Annotated in this window: 16 protein-coding genes; 8 read left to right on the top strand and 8 right to left on the bottom strand. The window is 63.8% G+C overall.

Annotated elements, in window-relative coordinates; translation table 11 throughout:
* Window positions 1–32 precede the first annotated feature (32 nt).
* Window positions 33–1,136 (bottom strand): anhydro-N-acetylmuramic acid kinase, encoded by a 1,104-nt coding sequence (locus XI05_RS02810; protein ID WP_271498456.1) that lies wholly within the window; start codon window positions 1,134–1,136, stop codon window positions 33–35.
* A gap of 166 nt (window positions 1,137–1,302) precedes the next feature.
* Between XI05_RS02810 and tyrS the strand changes: the two genes are divergently transcribed.
* The 4 genes from tyrS to XI05_RS02790 all read left to right on the top strand — a co-directional run bounded on the left by tyrS (window position 1,303) and on the right by XI05_RS02790 (window position 6,603).
* Window positions 1,303–2,556, top strand: coding sequence for a tyrosine--tRNA ligase (tyrS, locus tag XI05_RS02805; protein WP_271498454.1), 1,254 nt, complete (start codon window positions 1,303–1,305; stop codon window positions 2,554–2,556).
* Window positions 2,557–2,612: 56 nt separating this feature from the next.
* A complete protein-coding gene (locus tag XI05_RS02800; RefSeq protein ID WP_271498453.1) occupies window positions 2,613–3,884 on the top strand; it encodes an MFS transporter in 1,272 nt (423 codons plus the stop codon).
* A 221-nt stretch (window positions 3,885–4,105) separates the two neighbouring features.
* Window positions 4,106–4,549 (top strand): DoxX family protein, encoded by a 444-nt coding sequence (locus tag XI05_RS02795; RefSeq protein WP_271498596.1) that lies wholly within the window; start codon window positions 4,106–4,108, stop codon window positions 4,547–4,549.
* Between the two features lie 359 nt (window positions 4,550–4,908).
* Entirely contained in the window at window positions 4,909–6,603 is a 1,695-nt protein-coding gene (locus XI05_RS02790; protein WP_271498451.1) for a methyl-accepting chemotaxis protein, read from the top strand.
* A gap of 214 nt (window positions 6,604–6,817) precedes the next feature.
* Here XI05_RS02790 and XI05_RS02785 read toward each other — a convergent pair whose 3' ends face one another.
* Both XI05_RS02785 and XI05_RS02780 read right to left on the bottom strand, forming a co-directional pair.
* Window positions 6,818–10,624 (bottom strand): YhdP family protein, encoded by a 3,807-nt coding sequence (locus tag XI05_RS02785; RefSeq protein ID WP_271498449.1) that lies wholly within the window; start codon window positions 10,622–10,624, stop codon window positions 6,818–6,820.
* A 23-nt stretch (window positions 10,625–10,647) separates the two neighbouring features.
* A complete protein-coding gene (locus XI05_RS02780) occupies window positions 10,648–10,908 on the bottom strand; it encodes a hypothetical protein (RefSeq protein ID WP_271498604.1) in 261 nt (86 codons plus the stop codon).
* Here XI05_RS02780 and XI05_RS02775 point away from each other — a divergent pair.
* Together XI05_RS02775 and XI05_RS02770 are read left to right on the top strand one after the other, a co-directional pair.
* The gene (locus XI05_RS02775; protein WP_260383679.1) at window positions 10,820–11,569 is read left to right on the top strand and encodes a peroxiredoxin; all 750 of its coding nucleotides are present in this window, start codon (window positions 10,820–10,822) and stop codon (window positions 11,567–11,569) included. The two genes, XI05_RS02780 and XI05_RS02775, sit on opposite strands and share 89 nt — an antisense overlap.
* A gap of 111 nt (window positions 11,570–11,680) precedes the next feature.
* Window positions 11,681–13,036, top strand: a complete 1,356-nt coding sequence (locus XI05_RS02770) for a M23 family metallopeptidase (RefSeq protein ID WP_271498447.1) — start codon at window positions 11,681–11,683, stop codon at window positions 13,034–13,036.
* A 199-nt stretch (window positions 13,037–13,235) separates the two neighbouring features.
* On the opposite strand, the gene XI05_RS02765 is transcribed toward XI05_RS02770, so the two are convergent.
* From XI05_RS02765 to XI05_RS02755, 3 genes are all read right to left on the bottom strand, one after another.
* The gene (locus XI05_RS02765; RefSeq protein WP_271498444.1) at window positions 13,236–14,201 is read right to left on the bottom strand and encodes a dienelactone hydrolase family protein; all 966 of its coding nucleotides are present in this window, start codon (window positions 14,199–14,201) and stop codon (window positions 13,236–13,238) included.
* A 208-nt stretch (window positions 14,202–14,409) separates the two neighbouring features.
* Complete coding sequence (locus XI05_RS02760; protein WP_271498443.1) at window positions 14,410–14,610, bottom strand: hypothetical protein; 201 nt, start codon at window positions 14,608–14,610, stop codon at window positions 14,410–14,412.
* Window positions 14,607–15,047 carry a hypothetical protein gene (locus XI05_RS02755; protein WP_271498441.1) on the bottom strand — a complete coding sequence of 147 codons (441 nt, stop codon included), beginning with the start codon at window positions 15,045–15,047 and terminating at the stop codon, window positions 14,607–14,609. Before XI05_RS02755 ends, XI05_RS02760 begins: the two co-directional genes overlap by 4 nt.
* Window positions 15,048–15,403: 356 nt before the next feature.
* Here XI05_RS02755 and XI05_RS02750 point away from each other — a divergent pair, with 356 nt between their 5' ends.
* Entirely contained in the window at window positions 15,404–15,817 is a 414-nt protein-coding gene (locus XI05_RS02750) for a hypothetical protein (protein WP_271498440.1), read from the top strand.
* 15 nt (window positions 15,818–15,832) lie between these two features.
* The gene (locus XI05_RS02745; protein WP_271498439.1) at window positions 15,833–16,492 is read left to right on the top strand and encodes an SOS response-associated peptidase; all 660 of its coding nucleotides are present in this window, start codon (window positions 15,833–15,835) and stop codon (window positions 16,490–16,492) included.
* Window positions 16,493–16,653: 161 nt separating this feature from the next.
* Here the strand turns inward: XI05_RS02745 and XI05_RS02740 are convergent, their stop codons facing one another.
* Together XI05_RS02740 and XI05_RS02735 are read right to left on the bottom strand one after the other, a co-directional pair.
* Window positions 16,654–17,661, bottom strand: coding sequence for an ABC transporter substrate-binding protein (locus XI05_RS02740; protein WP_172788672.1), 1,008 nt, complete (start codon window positions 17,659–17,661; stop codon window positions 16,654–16,656).
* Between the two features lie 49 nt (window positions 17,662–17,710).
* A partial coding sequence (locus tag XI05_RS02735; RefSeq protein WP_271498438.1) for a hypothetical protein occupies window positions 17,711–17,938 on the bottom strand: 228 nt, incomplete at its 5' end.

The following is a 17,938-nucleotide window of genomic DNA, read 5'->3' as shown; positions in this document are numbered from 1 at the left end:
GTCTGTGCAACTGTATCAACCGAGCGTGATCGTCAGGGCCGTGCAATCACCCCGCCGGTCATCGGCATCGGCACGCCCGTGGTTGCGGGATAGGACAGTGGCAGGCCTTTCATGCCGCGCACGGCGAGAAAGCCGAAGGCCTGCGCCTCAATGGCGTCGGAGGCCCAACCGAGCGTTTCGGCCGCCTCGACCGTCGCCGAGCCCACCCGCTCCCGCAGCATCCGCAGCATGGTGAGGTTGCGGGCGCCGCCGCCGCACACGATCCAGCTCCGCGGCCGGCGCGGCAACAGCGGTATGACACGGGCGATCGCGGCGGCGGTGAAGGCGGTCAGCGTCGCCGCGCCGTCGGCCGGCAGCGCCTCGCCGAGCCGCAGCGCCGCAAAATCGTTGCGATCGAGCGATTTCGGCGGGGGGCTTGCGAAGAACGGCAGCTCCAGCCCCCGCGCGATCCAGGCTTCGTCCACCTTGCCGAGCGCGGCGAACTTTCCTTCCACATCGAACGCCTGGTTCATGGTGCGGTACATGAAATCGTCCAGCAACGCGTTCCCGGGGCCGGTGTCGCAGGCGATCAGCGTATCGTTGCCGTCGATATAGGTGATGTTGGAGACGCCGCCGATGTTGACCACGACGATCGGCCCCTCGCGCTCCAGCGAATGGGCGAGCGCGCGGTGATAGACCGGCACGAGCGGCGCGCCCTGCCCGCCGGCCTCGACGTCGGCGGCGCGGAAGTCGTGCATCACCGGAATATGGATGGTCCTTGCCAGCGCCGGCGCGTCGCCAATCTGAACCGTCAGCCGTCTTTCGGGCCGGTGCAGCACGGTCTGGCCATGGAAGCCGACAATGTCGATGTCCTCCGCCCTCATCCGGTTTTGGGCGAGGAAGGCCGCAACCGCCTCGGCATGGGCCTGCGTCACCGCACGCTCGGCATCGCCCAGAATGCCCGGGCGGGCCTCGCGTTGCTGCAGATGCACGGCCTCGCTCAAGGCCTGGCGCAGCAGGTTGCGCTCGGCCGGGCCGTAGGGCCTGTAACCGGACGGCCCGAACGCCTTCACCTGCTTTCCGTCGGTTTCGATCAGCGCGACATCCACCCCGTCCAGCGAGGTGCCGCTCATCAAACCGAGTGCCGTCAACATCATGGACCAGGCGTCCTCAAGAAACCGCCCTGGCATGCCGATCTTGTGCCAGAGGGACACATCTTATAATGCCAACGCGCCAAGTGGCGGGCGGCCAATCGGGTTCCCGCGGAAGACTCTTAAATTGCCCCCAAAACGGTAAACCAAGAATTGTCAGGCACGCCGACAGATGACTGCATTTAAATCGGATTTCCTCAACACCCTGCAGGAACGTGGATTCATCCACCAATGCTCCGATTTCGAGGGGCTGGACGCACTCGCCGCCAAGGGCGAGGCCACGGCCTATGTCGGCTACGATTGCACCGCCCGCTCGCTGCACATCGGCAACTACCTGACCATGATGATGCTCTACTGGCTGCAGCAGTCCGGCAACAAGCCGATCACGCTGATGGGTGGCGGCACCACCATGGTGGGCGATCCCTCCGGCAAGGACGAGACGCGCGCGATCCGCACCATTGCCGAGATCGAGGCCAACAAGGAATCGATCCGCGGCGTGTTCGCCAAGGTGCTGCGCTACGGCGAGGGCAAGAGCGACGCCGTCATGCTCGACAATGCGGAATGGCTGACCAAGCTGAACTGGATCGAGATGCTGCGCGACGTCGGCCGACACTTCTCGGTCAACCGCATGCTGACCATGGACTCCGTGCGCCTGCGCCTCGAGCGCGAGCAGGAGATGAGCTTCATCGAGTTCAACTACATGGTCTGCCAGGCCTACGACTTCGTCGAGCTGGCCAAGCGCACCGGCTGCCGTCTCCAGATGGGCGGCTCGGACCAATGGGGCAACATCATCATGGGCGTCGATCTCGGCCGCCGCATGGGCACGCACCAGCTGTTCGCGCTGACGACGCCGCTGCTGACGACTGCCTCAGGCGCCAAGATGGGCAAGACCGCGCAGGGCGCGGTGTGGCTCAACGCCGACCAGTTCAGCCCGTACGATTTCTGGCAGTACTGGCGCAACACCGAGGACGCCGACGTCGGCAAATTCCTGAAGCTGTTCACGACGTTGCCGATGGCCGAGATCAGGAAGCTCGAGGCGCTCGGCGGCTCCGAGATCAACGAGGCCAAGAAGGTGCTCGCAACCGAAGCGACCGCGCTGCTGCACGGCCGCGACGCCGCGATCCAAGCCGCGGAGACCGCGCGCCGCACCTTCGAGGAAGGCGCGCTCGCCGAAAGCCTGCCGACCGTGGAAATTCCGCGCGGCGAGCTCGACGCCGGCCTCGGCGTGCTCAACGCCTTCGTCAAGGCGGGCCTCGTCGGCTCCAACGGCGAGGCGCGGCGCCAGATCAAAGGCGGCGGCCTGCGCGTCAACGATGAGCCTGTTACCGACGAGAAGATGGCATTGTCGGCGGGCAATCTGACGCCCGAAGGCGTGATCAAGCTGTCCTTCGGCAAGAAGAAGCACGTGCTGATCAAGCCTGCATAGGCGTATGAGCTTTTCACTGCTTGTCAGGGCGCACGGATGCGCGCTCCCTGAGGGCAATGAAACAATACACGCCGAGGGAAACGAGCAAGGATACGCACCGTGACGGCGTCGCGGCGACACCGCAAGGCGCCGTGCGCATCGCGCTCACCGTGCTCGCACTCTGCTTCACGCTGGCCGTGCTGGGCCGCGGGCTCGGCGACAGCTTTACGGTATTCCTGAAGCCGATCTCGGAAAGCTTTGGCTGGGACCGCGCGCAGATCGTCTCGGTCTATTCACTCACCTGGCTTGCGAGCGGCCTTACCGCCCCCTTCGTCGGACGCCTGTTCGATCATTCCGGACCGCGCATTGTCTATGCGCTCGGCTTAGCGCTGCTCGGCGCCGCCTTCCTGATCGCGGCGCACGCGCAGCATCTGTGGCAGTTCCAGCTCTCGATCGGCCTCTGCGTCGGCGTCGGTATCGCTTTCATCGGCATCGTGCCGAACTCGATCCTGCTCGGCCGCTGGTTCGGGCCGCGCCTGCCGACCGCGATGTCGGTGGTGTATTCGGCGATGGGCGGCGGCGTGCTGGCGCTGCTGCCGGCCTCGCAGCTGCTGATCGATCACATCGGCTGGCGCGGCACCTACCAGCTGTTCGGCTTCGCGGCATTGGGCTTGCTGGTGCCGCTGCTGCTGCTGCCCTGGCGCATGTTCGCGGCCGGCTCGCCGCACGTCGCCAAGAGGAGCGATCCTGATTTCGTCGACAACGGCTGGACGCTGGTCCGCGCGATGCGTCACCACGCCTTCTGGGCGCTGTTCTCGACGTTCTTCTTCACCGCCGTCGGCATGTACGCGATCGCCGCGCAGATCGTGGCGTATCTGATCGATGCCGGCTTCCCGCCGCTGCAAGCTGCGACCGCCTGGGGTTTTTCCGGCGTCGTGCTGGTGTTCGGCATGCTCGGTGTGTCTGCGCTCGACGGCCTGATCGGGCGAAGGCCGTCCGTGCTCTTGAGCTATGCGATCTCGATCCTCGGCATCGCGCTGCTCTGGCTGCTGCAATATTCCCCGAACATGCTGCTGCTCACCGGTTTCATCGTCTGCTTCGGCAGCATGATGGGCTCGCGCGGCCCGCTGATCAGCGCGACCGCGATGCGGATCTTCCAGGGCAAGCGCGTGGGCACCATCTACGGCACAATCTCAATCGGCAGTGGCCTCGGCTCGGCGTTCGGCTCCTGGAGCGGCGGCCTGATCCACGACGCGACCCACGGCTACAACGCGCTGCTCGCCTTCGCACTTGCGAGCGTGATCCTCGGAATGATTCCATTCCTGATTGTGCCAGCCTTGCGGCGCTAGGTATCTCAGGGGTAACCTGATCGCATTCACATCACCGGATAATTACGGATGGGACCGGTGCGAATACGCGCAAAAAATGTGGATTGCGCGCGGCCGAAACCCCGGCCTGCGGTGTTTTGTCCGACATGACAAAAATGTCAGCGCAGAATCAATCTTGGGTGGCTTGCGAGGAGGAACCGAATGCGGTCCAAGTCGCTACATTGGATGGAGGGCAAACCAAAATGGACTTTTCTTTTCTCTCTCGCTTTCAACCGGTTCTGCTGAGCCTGTTTCGCTTCATCACCGGCCTCTTGCTGTTCCAGTACGGCATCGCCAAGCTGTTCAAGTTCCCGGCTGTGCCGATGTTCGCAAAGGTCGAACTGATGTCGCTCTATGGCGCGGCCGGAACGCTCGAACTGGTGGTTGGCGGGCTGTTGATGATCGGCCTGTTCACGCGCCTCTCCGCTTTCATCCTCTCGGGTGAAATGGCCTTCGCCTACTTCATGGGGCACATGTTCAGGGGCGATGCGCCGGTGTTCCTGCCGCTGCTCAATGGCGGTACCGCAGCGATCCTGTTCTGCTTCGCCTGCCTCTACCTGTCGGCAGCCGGTGGCGGGCCGATCAGCGTCGATGCCGCGATGGGCAAGGAGAGCGGCGCAGCCGGCGACGCGTTCGCGCGGCGCTGAGGCGCCTCCAGATCACTTCGCAAGCAGGACGGCACCGGCGGACCCGCCGGTGCCGTTTCAACGCGTCCCCAGCACGTTCCACATGAGAACCAGGGCCGCGACGAGCAGCACGGACATGATGATGCGATGAACGAATCGATTCATTGCGCGTCCGGCTCCACTCCATAGCCACCAAAATCCAAGATCGATTCCCTTCCTCAGATCGGCTGCAGCCCGCCGGCAGAGCAATTTGCCTGCACCATTGCGCACACGACTGCGAACGCTGTCCGCGCGGCAGGCCGTCGCATGTCTCCATTCATGATTGGTAAGAACTTCATGCTACCGCTGCGAGCAATAACAACCATTCCGTAGGGGCTGTGATGAAGCTGCTGAGCCATCTGAAGATCCGCACCAAGCTTGCCAGCATGGTCTGCCTTGCGGCGCTCACCGTCACAGCCATCATCGGCGTATCGGCCGTGCTCAGCAAGAGCCGCATGATGGAGGACCGCGTCCAGCAGATGCGAACCGCCGTCGAGCTCCTCTACAACTACGCCCAAGCGCTCCAGGACGAGGTGACCGCCGGCAAGCTGACGGCGGCCGAGGCCAAGAGCCTGTTCCACCAGCGCGGCCGCCGCATGAACTTCAACGGCAACCAGGGCTATCCGGTCGTCTACAATCAGGACGGCTCGCTCGTCGTGAACGGCGCCAATCAGCAGCTCGAAGGCAAGATCACCGGCGCCAAGGATTCCAACGGCGTGCTGATCGCCGACGCCATCATCAAGGCCGGCAGCGAGACCGCCCAGGGTGGCGTCACCTCGTATCTCTATCCCCGTCCGGGCCAGACCGAGCCGCTCCGCAAGACCGTGTTCGCGCGCAAGTTCGCGCCCTGGAACGTGACCATCAGCTACGGCCTCTATGTCGACGACATCGACGCCAACGTGCGCGCACTTACGCTGGAGCTTGGCGCGGTCGGCGTCGGCCTGATGCTGCTGATGGCGGCGCTGTCCTGGCTGATCGCCCGCGACGTGCTCGGCGCGCTCGACCGTCAGAAGAACCGCATGCAGGCGATTTCCGAAGGCGCCATCGACAAGCCGGTCGAGGAGACCGACCGCGGCGACGAGATCGGCCGCATGGCCGAGACGCTCGAAGTCCTCAGGCAGACCGCGCTCACGGCCCGCACGCTGGAGGCCGAGCAGGTCGCGGCCAAGTCTCGCAGCGAGCAGGAGAAGCGCGAGGCCCTGATCGCGCTTGCCGACCGCTTCGATGCCTCCGTCGGCCAGCTCGTCGGCCTGATGGCCTCCGGCTCCGGTGAATTGGAGACCACCGCCAAGTCGATGTCGTCGACCGCCGAGGGCACCAACCGCCGCGCCGCCGTGGTCGGCTCGGCCGCCAACGAGGCCAGCCAGCGCGTCCAGACCGTCGCCTCCGCCGCCGAGGAGCTCTCCTCCTCCATCACCGAGATCAGCCGGCAGGTCGCGCAATCCGCCGAAGTCACGGGGCGCGCGGTGGACAGCGCACGCCGCACCGACACCATCGTGCGCGCGCTGTCCGACGGCGCCCAGCAGATCGAGCACGTCGCCGAGCTGATCTCCAACATCGCAGCGCAGACCAACCTGCTCGCGCTCAACGCCACCATCGAGGCCGCCCGCGCCGGCGAAGCCGGCCGCGGCTTTGCCGTCGTCGCCTCCGAGGTGAAGTCGCTGGCGAGCCAGACCGCCGAAGCCACCCGCGAGATCGGCGACAAGATCGCCCAGATCCAGGGCGCGACCAAGGAAGCGGTCGATGCCATCGGCGGCATCACCGCCACCATCGAGGAGGTCAGCCGCATCGCCACCTCGATCGGCGCAGCGATCGAGGAGCAAGGCGCCGCCACCGCCGAGATCGCCCGCAGCGTCTCGCAGACCGCGGAGGCGACCAAGGAGGTCACCACCAATATCGGCGGCGTCTCTACGGCGGCCAACGAGACCGGCAACGCCGCCGGCATGGTGCTCGCGGCAGCGAGCAACCTGTCCAAGCAGGCCGAGCAGCTCTCCGGCGAGGTCGGAACGTTCCTGAAGGGCGTGCGCGCGGCATAGGCTGCGCTTCACCTCTCCCGCTTGCGGGAGAGGTCGGCGTTCCGGGCGATGCGAAGCATCGTCCCGCACGCCGGGTGAGGGCTTTCTCCTCATCGGGAGTCTCTCTGCGGAGGCACCCTCTCTCCAGCCCTCTCCCGCAAGCGGGATAGGGAGCGCATCCTACTTCATGGCTGCAATCGAATCTGACCGCGATGTAAGACCGCGGACCCCGCTCCTACCGCCGCGCGACGGTGCACCCGCTCGACAGCTGGCGCGTCGATCCGGTCGAGCCGTCGTTCGACTGCGACGGGAATTCCTCGAACGGCGAGTTCTGCTTGCCGGTGTTGAACTCGAAGATCTTGCGGAACAGGCCCGGCGCCATCGCCGAGATCGGATTGACGCGCATCACGGGCGCGGCCGGCGTGCCGACGACCTCGTAGGTCACGCCGATCAGCCCCTCATTGTTGCCGCCGCCGAGGAAGATCCCGAACAGCGGAATCTGGCCGAAGATGTTGTTGACGCCATACATCGGCACGAAAGTGCCGCTCATGCAGACCTGGTTGCCGGGATAGTCGATCGAGCCCTCGATTGTGGCGCCGATCATCGGCCCCTTGACCACGCCGTCGCGGATCGTGAGCGCGCCGTTCTGCCGGGTGAACTCGGCGCGCAGCGCGCTGAAGGAGACGCCATTCCCGGTGCCGTTGGGGGCGCCCGCGGCCACGCGATCGAGCTGCGCCTCGCCCTTCACGGTGAAGTCGCGCACGTTGATGAGGCCTTCACGCGCCGTGTTCGGCTCCGAAGACGGCGGCTCCATCGCCACCACCATCTGGCCGCCGACCGCCTTGGTGTAGGTGTCGGTGAAGCGCAGCAGCGCGCCGGCATCATTGGTTTGCAGATAGATCACCTCGCGGCTGCCCTGGGCGCGGCCACCGCGCAGATCTGCCGCGACAGGCGTGTCACGGCCGATCTTGCCGCTCAGCGTGAGCGCCTTGATGGCCCCGTTGCGCTTCGACATCTTGGCGTCGACGCTGCGCATGGCTTCGCCGTTGAAGCCGGCGACGGCACCGAGCTTCACGTCGATGTCGAAATCGAGGTTCTTCAACTTGTTCTTGTCGTCCTTGGAATTGCCTGAGATCGCCGACTTCAAAAAGCCGCGGCCGTCGAACACGTCGCCCCGCATGGTGCCGCGCACCACACCGTCCTGGCTGCGCTCCACTCTGAGCGAGGCCTTGTCGCCGTCGGACGGTGCGTAGGTCGGGAAGTTCGCGTTCACGAGATCGCCGTTCGCATCGAGCTCGAGCGAGCCCTTGATCGAGGCGCCGCCACCTTCGATGACGATGTCCTCGAAACGCGTCGATTGCGCCGTCGGCACCACCTTGAAGCTGGCCTTGCCGGACTTGCCCGGCAGCTTGACCCAGCCCGGCAGGATGTTGTCGAGCCGGACCGAGGTCAGGTCGGCCTCGACGCCGAGCTTCGTGGTCTGATCCGCGCCGCTCGCGATCTTGCCCGACAGCTTGATCGGCAACGATCCGCTGACGGCGGGGCTGAGATCGAAGCCGAGCCGCGAGCGGCTGGCATCGTCCAGCGTCGCCTGCAACCTGACGTCCGCGTCGCCCTCGGTCGGCTTGCGATAATCGAGCGAGGCCGCCTGGCCGTTGATCTTGACGTCGCCCTTGACCTGATAGCCCTGGTTGTTGGCTGATATCTTGAGGTTGTTGGCTTCCAGCTTCTGGTTCATCACCAGCTTGTCGGCGGCAAAGCCGTTGAGATCGGCGGTGACGGCATAGGTGGTGTCGGCCTTGGTCAGTTCGCCCTTGACCGGCATGCCGAGCTGGATGTTCGCCGCGAACGTTCCCTTGCTGGTGTTGGGATCGACGACGGTCGCCGACAGGTCGCTTAAGCGATCATTGGCGAGCATTTCGGCGGCCGCAGGCACCGGGCCCTCGACACGGAATCTGCTCCGCGACGGCGACGGCTTGGGCGCCATGTCGGGCACTTCGAACACGAAGTCGGAGATGGTGACCTTGCGGCCCGCGGGCGTATCGGCAATGCCCTGCCCGATGTTGACGGTCGCGGTGCGCCCGGTCACGCGCGCCTTCAGATCCGCATCGCGCACCACCGGCATGCCGTCCACGGGCCGGACCGCAACGCCGCTCGCCACGATATTGACCGACAGGCCGTCGTCCGGAATGGGCGGGCCCTTGCGCGGCAGGTTCCTGGTCGGCGAGTTGACGCCGATCTCGATGCGCTGAAGCGTTCCGCGCTCGATTCGTTCGATCACCCATTCACGCAATTCGGGGACGATCAGCGTCGGCCACATCCGCTTCAAGGCGGAGGCCGACATCGGCGTGCCCGCAAAACCGAGGGTCAGCCGCGGCTCGCCCGAATAATCGAGCGCGCCGGTGCCGGCGACGCCGATCTCGCCGTTGGAGACGTCGGCCTGCTTCAGCAGGATGCGCTTGTGGTCGGTGTCGAAGCGGAAGCCGATCGCAATGCGGTTGAAGACGAGTGGCGGCTCGTTGTCGATGCCGCCAAGCAGGATCGAACCGCCGCTGAAGCCGAGCTGCCAGTCATTGGTGGTGCCGTTGGGCGGCTCCAGATGCGCCAGCAGCGTCAGGCGGTTCGCGCCGGAGAGAATCTTGAACGGCGCGACCAGCACCCGCCGGTTCGCATCCCACTCGACATTGATCTCGGCCGAGTCGATGGCCATCGGGTAGTCGGGCGTGTCGGTGTCGATGATGTTGCCGGCGCCGACCGCGATCTTGCCGCGGAAGAAGGTCGGCACGCCGTCGCGGCCGAGCTCGCCCTTGAGCTCGCCGGTCAGCGGCAGGTCGGCGGTATAGGTGAGATCCTTCACCCGCAGCGCCAGCAGGATGTTGGAGGTCGAGACCTTGTCGGCCTTGATGTCGACCGAGCGCACGCCGTTCTCGGCCGGGCCGATCGTGGCGCGCAGCATCCACGGGCGCGCGCCCTCCTCGCCGAGGCTGAGCGCGACGCCGCCGCGGCTCGGCCGGCGCAGGCTGAGCGTGATGTTCTCGAACGACCATCTGCTGCCGCGCTGCTGATCGTCGACGACCAGGACGCCGTTCTTCAGACCGATCTCGTTGAGGTTCTGACCGTCGAGGCCCGTCATGCTCAGGCTGTCGAGCCAGTCGAGCCCCTGGAGGATGCCGCTCTGCGCGGTCGCCTGCGGTGCGGCCTGCGATGCATCCGGACCCGCAGGCGCGGTCGCGAATGGCGGCGGGGGGACGCCGCTGCGCGGGAATGTCGGCGGCAGGCCCGCGTCCTTCTTGGACGCGACACCGGTCGCCAGCGGCTTTGCGGTGTCGCCGGCGGACACGGTGACGGTGCCGTCGGGTGCAATGCGGATGGCGAGCTCGGCATCGACCAGGTTGAGGCTCTCGGCCCGCAGGTGGCCCATCAGGAGGGCCGCACCCGACAGCTTCACCTCGGCCTTCGGCGCGCTGGCGACGACGGCATGATCGCGGTCGCGAACGATGATGTCTCGGATGCGCACGGCGATGCGGACCCGCCCGGCACGCTCGATCTGCGTGCCGCCGACCTCGACCGTGTTGCCGTGGCCGATATTGTCCTCGATCGCGGCTGCGAGCCAGGGCGTTGCGATGTCCAGGTTGATGGGACCGGCGCCGAGCCGCCACCACAGCGCACCGAAACAGCCGACGAAAATGACGATGATGGTGGCGATAACCACGGCCGTGCGCTTCAGCCAGCGCCCCCCACCCGCCCGGCGGCGCAACGCGCCGAATCCGTCACCGATGCGGAGGAAGCCCGAACCGGAACGCGCCAGCAGCCGGCGTGCGCGATGGCCCGCCGCCGCTTCCTGATCCGGATCCCAGTCGGCGTCGTCCCATTCCTGCGGCTCAACTTGGCCGCCGCGCCGATCAAGATCCCGGTTGTAGTCCTGGGGCGACGTATTCCTTGCCATTGCTTCTCGATACAGGCGCCCGTCATAGGATTGAGCGCCGCCGGGACCGCAGCCGTTCGCGGGAAGTGACGCTCCCTGCGCCGGCACTGCCGCCATACCTCGAATATTCCTGCTGTTCGTCATTTCGCCCCGGGAGCGCGTTCAACGAGCAGTGGGGTGGTGCGTGGAATTCCTTGTAACCATACTCCGGCGTCGTCAGACTTGCCCAGCCAAGGGCGCGATTCCGGCTCGCCAGACAAGACCTGCAATACCGCTTCGGTTGACCTGCCGAAAGCGTCGAAAGGAAGGCGTATGTCCAAGAAATCCCGAAAGAAATCGTCCAAAACGCCCTCCGGCAGTCCGACCGCCAAAAAGAAGACCGCAAAAACGCGGGCATCCATTCAAACAAGGTCCGCGAAAACGCAGCGGACACCGGCACGCAAATCAGCCGCGACCATAGCAAAAGCAGGATCACATAAGGCCGCATCGAAACAGTTAAAATCCTCCAAATCGGCCTCCTCTCCGGCCGCGGCCAAGTCCGGCTTGAAGTCCGGCTTGAAGTCCGGCTTGAAGTCCGGCTTGAAGTCCGGCTTGAAGTCCGGCTTGGCCGAGGGCCAGAAGGCCCCCGCCTTCAGCCTGCCGCGCGATGGCGGCGACGTGGTCACGCTGGCGGATTATGCCGGCCAGAAGCTGGTCCTGTTCTTCTACCCGCGGGCCGACACGCCCGGCTGCACCAGAGAGGCGATCGACTTCACCCGCCTGGCCGACGCCTTCGCCGCTGCCGGCACCGCGGTGCTCGGCATCTCCGCCGATCCGTTAAAGGCCCAGGAGAAGTTCCGCGACAAGCACAAGCTCGGCGTGCCCCTCATCTCGGACGAGACGCATGAGATGCTGGAGGCCTATGGCGCCTGGGGCGAAAAGTCCATGTATGGCAAGAGCTTCCTTGGGATTCTTCGCACCACGATCCTGGTCGGGACCGACGGCAAGGTGGCGCGGATCTGGCGCAACGTCCGGGTCGACGGCCACGCCGACCAGGTGCTGGAGGCGGCAAGGAGCCTTTAACCAATCCTTTAAATTCGCGCGTTCCCATTTGCGGAAAATTAACCATGACCGGCCCAGATTGCTGCGGCAATTGAGCCGCAAGGAACCCATCCGACCGGCGCGGGAGTGCCGATGTCGAAAAGTTCTGCCCAATATTCGCAGTACCCCCAACATCATCCCCACGACCACGGACGGGCCTTCCAGCGCCGCCTGGGTGTCCCGGCGCCGGCAACCGCGATTCCCCTGCCCGCCCCCGACGATGCCTACACCATCGTTCATGCCGGCAAGCAGGTCCGCTTCGGGCCCGTGGTGTTCTGGATCGTGGTCGGCACCGTGGTGCTGCTCGGGCTGTGGTCGGCAGCCACTGCCACCTATTTCGCGTTCCGTGACGACGTCCTGACCCGGCTGATCGCCCGCCAGGCCGAGATGCAATACGCCTATGAGGACCGCATCGCCGAGCTGCGCGCCAAGGTCGATCGCACCACCAGCCGCCAGTTGCTCGACCAGGAACAGTTCGACCAGAAGCTCGACCAGATCATGAAGCGCCAGACGGCGCTGGAGTCCCGGGCCACGGCGCTCGGCGCCATGCCCGACGTGACCGGCTCGATTCCCCGCGCCGCCCCGCAGCGGAGCGATGCAAGCCCGACCACGCCAAAACCCTCGCCGATCAGTGACACCGTGATCTTCGTGGCGCCGCCGGATCGCGAAGCGCGCCTCGAATCGCGCGCGCCGAGCGTTGTGGCGGCGCCGACCAGCCAGTTCGCCAGGAACCAGGGTTTTGACAACGTGCTGGTCCGGCTCACGACCTCGCTTGATCAGGTCGAGCGGCGCCAGATGGCGACGCTCAGCGCCGTCGAAGAAAGCATGGATTCGCGCATGCGCCGGATGCGCAGCGTGGTCAGCGATCTCGGCCTGAACCTTGCCCATCTCGAAGCCGCCGTGCCGCGCAGCGCGATGGGCGGCCCGTTCGTCCCCGTCAAATTGACGGCGAATGCCGGCCCGTTCGAGAAGCAGCTCTATCGCATCCACACCACGCGCGCCGAGATGGACCGTCTCAACCGCACGCTGGCGCTGGTGCCCTACCGCAAGCCCGTCATCGGCGAGGTCGAGTTCACCTCGGGCTTCGGCGTGCGCAGCGATCCCTTCCTGGGTCGGCCCGCGATGCACACCGGCCTCGATTTCCGCGCCGCCAGCGGTGACCCCGTCCGCGTCACCGCCTACGGCAAGGTGGTGTCCGCCGGCTGGTCCGGCGGCTATGGCCGCATGGTGGAGGTCGATCACGGCAACGGGCTTTCGACCCGCTACGGCCATCTCTCCGAGATCAACGTCAAGGTCGGCGAGGTCGTGAAGATCGGCCAGGTCATCGGCCTCGTCGGTTCGACCGGCCGCTCCACCGGTCCGCACCTGCACTACGAGACCCGCATCGAAGGCGAAGCGGTGGATCCGCAGAAGTTCTTGCGTGCCGGCGTGCGGCTCAGCGCGGGTTAGGTCCGCAGCCGGTACTTACTGGCTGCGCTCGTGGCCGACCTCTCCGGTGATGACGTTTGAGATAGTCGGGTCTGCCCCTGATAGCCGACATATCCTCGGCCGCGGGACGCGGCAGCCATGGGCCAACAGTTGACATCGTGAGAGCGAAGAAGCGCATTGCGATTGGAATGGTGTAAGGATTGCAGCAAGCCGGGCACTGTCAGCGGCCGGTGCCCCAGATTTTTTCCAGAAACGCGAAGATTCGTCGCCGCGCCTCGTGCGTTGCGCTTAGGTCGTATCGGTAGATCACTTTAGTGCCACGAAAATCGATCCTTGAGGACCCGTTCAGGTGCTGACAGTCCCAACAATGCGTAGCATTCGGTAAGGTGTACCACTCAACGGGTGCACCTGCGTTCTTTGCCGCTTGAAGTTTGGGAATACATTCTTCAGGAGGCGTTTCGGTATCCTTATCGCCCATCAAGACTAGAGTAGGACGGTCAATCTTTGTCTGAACGATTTCATATGGAGGGCCTGCTTTGGGTTGGATTGAGAAACAACCGGGATACATCGCCACAGCTGCTGTAAATGCCTCACTCCCTGGCGCAGCTGCTCGCCAATTGCTGCTGCTGCCCAGCAGCGCGACCATTGCACCCCAGGAAAACCCTACATGGGCGACTCGTTGCTTGTCGACGAATGGAAGGGCTCGTAGGTGATCAGCAGCCTGAAGAGCATCGCGTACACCGCGCGGAAAGTTAACGCCCTTCTTCACTTCCAAACACACCATATCGACATCGCGAGGTCCTAGGGAATCTATCAAAAGCACTACGAAGCCTTGCTGAACCGCAGCTTGCGCCCAGGCGCCCATCGACCTGTTCGGGCCGCCTTTGGTGCGCAGACCGGCGCATTGGTGGTGCAGGACCATAGCAGGAAACGGTCCCGCTCCCTTCGGTTTGAGCAAGATCATACGTGAACCGTCTGCTGGGCTAGCGGACGGAGAATCGGGAAACGTCAGATCCTTTGCGCCTGTAGCAGCAGCAAACAACCCCTGAGCGCTGGCATTATGTTGATTTAGCCAAACAACGGCAGCAATCACGCCGAGCCACTTGGCTAGCGTACGTACTCTCTTGGGGTGAGATTGAATGAAATAATCCATGTTCGCTGGGATCAAAAATTCCCGCCGCCTCATGCCCATTTCCCCCGCTCGAACCGACATCATAGCGGGTCAGACTAGCGCTTCGATAGGGGCTGAAAGTGCTCGCGCATTCAAGATGACGGCTCGGCCACGTCGGCTTTGGTCAGATGCTGAAATGCTCTGGCCCTTAGAACATGTCCACTCGGACCCCAGCAGCCGACATCGGCTGTCTAAAGCCCGCACTATCCCGCGGGCTTGAGCTTCAAGAGTTCGATACGCGGGTCAATACCCGAATATTGCGCTGATCCTCGGCCTCCGGTGAGACCGGCTTGGTTGGCGAGGCGTCCACCAGCGCCGGACTCTCAGGCTTGCAAGCAAGTGCGTCGGCGATCCATCGCGGCCATTCGGGTTTCGGCCCTGGCTCAACCCGCGTTTGAAGCAACTGCTGAAGTATATCGCTCATGCCTGCTCCTGCGATTCCAGCCAAAGCTCTTCATAATCGGCATCCTCTTCGCGCACCCCGCCGAGGCTGCCAAGCACACTGATCGGTGCTCGCACGCTCTCCTCGATATGTGCCTCCATCGTCACGTCGTCGCCCGGATGCACGATCATCCGTTCGATGCGGTGCACGAACCTTATGGGGTTCTCGTCTTCGCTCGCAATCGGCTGCAACGGCTTGCCCCATCCCCGATCGAGAATGGCGTTGGCGGCCATCACACGGGCATGGGCGGGAGCGTCCTTGTTGCGCACGATCTGCACGAGGGTCTTGATGGCGACATTCGTGTGAGTTCGCGCCAGGGATTTGATCTCGGTTAGCGTGCGCTGCTTTAGAGCGCGGCGGGCCGCCGCCCTCGCGAGAGCATTCTGGGAAAGAAGGTTGTAGTTCACCACTTCAGTCATTTGGAAAATCCGTCTGAAATTTAATCCGATCATCCTGAATCGAGACGCAAAAAACCCGCGGCGGGAGAACCGGCGCGGGTGCAAACAAACTCGTCTCGATGATGCTATTCTGCCAGTGTTTTGCCCGACGGGTCAATGCCAATCGGCTCCTGCAAGCGACTTCTTGCTCTACCAGTGGATTGGACGGGCTGAGGCTAGCCGGCAACCGAATGTCCATAAAGGCACCGGCCGACAGTTGGTGAGCATCTGACAGCGTTGTTGTCCACAGCCACGAGAGGCAGTAGCTCGCCGGCTTCCTCGCCTACCAGGAATCGATAATTTGCCAAACCCTGCGGGCTCATGCCTTTGATGACCGCATGTCCACGAAGTCGCGCCAATATCTCTTCGGCACTCAGATCAAGATGTCAGCCGAGCGCGCCAGGGAGGCGCGCAAGGAAGCTGACAAGCTCGCCTGCGTGGCCTGGAACAGCCGCATGCTCGGTTACAAGGGACCGGCGCAGCCCTCGCCGACGATCGGCGATGCGATCAACGGAGGATACCCATACCTCGAGGTCCGCTGTCATGGCTGCGACACCAACCAGACCATAGCGCTCGAGATCATTAGGCGTCCAAAAACGACTCCGATCCACGAGCTTGAACGCTACATGCGCTGCAAGGAATGTTCGCAGATGCGGGGGCGTCCCTACAAGCGCAGCGAGCTTGTGGCGCTGCGGCCGACAAAGATTTCAGCCAGCCAACCGCCTACGACCTGGTGGCCGGGCGAGCGATAAGAGACAATTCCACTCATGTGCAATCTATATTCGATCACCACCAATCAGGCCGCCATCGCCGACCTCTTCCGCATCGTCCGCCGCTACGAAGGCAACTTGCCGCCGATGCCCGGCGTCTTTCCGGACTACCCCGCCCCTGTCATTCGCGATGCCGGCGGCGAGCGCGAGCTGGTCATGATGCGCTGGGGCATGCCGCCGCCGCCCAGCAAGGGCGGTCCGCCCGTCACGAACATCCGCAACACCTCGTCGCCGCATTGGCGAGCCTGGCTCAAGCCTGAGCACCGCTGCCTCGTGCCGGCGAATAGCTTTGCCGAGTATGCGCCCGAGCCGAACCCTGACACGAAGAAGAAGGATGTCGTTTGGTTTGCGCTTGCGGAGGCGCGACCGCTGTACGCGTTCGCCGGTATCTGGACCACGTTCAACGGCGAACGCGGCACGAAGTCCAAACCCATTCCGGGACCGCATGAGGTCTACGGATTTCTTACCACCAACCCGAATGCAGTCGTTGAACCGATCCATCCCAAGGCCATGCCGGTGATCCTGACGAGCGCGGAGGAATGGGACGTGTGGCTGCGGGCCCCTTGGGATGAAGCCAAGGCGTTGCAGCGGCCGCTTGGAGACAACATATTGAAAATCGTGGCGCGAGGGGCTGAAAAGGAAGACGTGATCGCCTAGCGCCCGATGATACCATTCTGCCGGTGTTTTGCCCGACGTGTCAAACGATGCTTAGCGAATCTACTTACAAGATCCGCTATGTCCGCTTACCTCCCGATAGCGGCGCGAAAGCAGACAATGCGTGAGGTCCGAGAAGGGCCCAGAAGCGGACGTTTGCTTGTTCACTCAATTACCTTATCGGCGCTCGCGAGGAGCGCAGGAGGTACGGAAAGCCCCAGCTGCTTGGCTGTCTTGAGGTTGATGGACAACTCGTGTTTGGTTACTTGGTAGATCGGGATGTCGCCGGGGTTTGCTCCTCGGAGAATTGCGTCGATAGTGTTGGCGGCGCGCTTATACAATTCGATCAGGTCGAAGGAGTAGGCCATTAAGCCCCCAGCTTCAACGGCTTCAGGATGTGTAAAAATCGTCGGAAGCTTCGCCTCGCCGACCAACTTGGCGATCAGAGCGGCGTTTTGAAAGAGCTCAGGCGACTCGACGACCATGACCGCATCTGCACCTTCGCGGGAGATGCTTTCGACCGCCACCCGATAGCCTGCTTCGCTGGTACCGATTTCTAGCAAAGACACCGCGAGAGGGAGGCCTGTCGTTTCGGCCGCCGCGCGGATTGCGGGACCTGTAATTGGTCCATTCCATTGCAATCCAAGAATGAGACAGCCAAGTTTCGACATCGTTGGAAACATCTCGCGCAGCAGTGCGATCCGTTTTCCATAAAGGGATGGACCGGCGTCGACGCTAACTCCCGTGAAATTGCCGCCCGGGTGAGCCAGACTGTCAGCGATCCCTTGCTTAACGGGGTCACCAGTTATCGCTACGATGGGAATACGCGATGTTAGCTTTTTGAAGATGACAGCGCCCGGGCCAACAACCCAGATGACATCCGGGTCGCTTCGAACGATTTCTGTCGCCAAGGCTTCGGGGCCGGACGTGTTTTGCTCCCGGCCGTAACGTTCGACCTTGACGTTTTTTCCCTCGATCTGCCCCAACCGCCGAAGCTCGGCGAATAAGGTTCGAGAAAATTTGCTTTCGCTATTCTCATGCAAGTCCGCGCTTGGCTCTGATGGGCTGAAGATGGCAAGACGTTTCTTATTGGTGCTCTGCTGTGCCGCCGCAGCGAGCGGCCATGCCACCGCCGCACCGCCAAGAAGACTGATGAAATCGCGCCGTCTCATGCAGCCCTCCAAAGAGGCTCAGGACCACGCTAAATCCAAGGTCGAAGCATTACCACATCGCGGCATGGGAGTCCCGGGTGTTGGAGGCGCAGTCGAGCGCGGCAATATTCTGCGTTGCGCCATGACCGCTAAGGGTCAAACTGAGACGACGGCTGGTTACGTCTGGTTCACCGCCAACCCCGGACATCCAACCGGCAACCCAGCATGGCAGCAACGGGCCGATTTTGTTGCAGAACTGCTTGAGCGGTGCACCGAACCATGATTCCGTTGTTCTGAG

Origin of the sequence: Bradyrhizobium sp. CCBAU 11357, assembly GCF_028128865.1 — a bacterium.
Taxonomy (GTDB): Bacteria; Pseudomonadota; Alphaproteobacteria; order Rhizobiales; family Xanthobacteraceae; genus Bradyrhizobium.
Note: the sequence above shows the minus strand (reverse complement) of the source record. Positions and strands in the feature narration are given on the sequence as shown.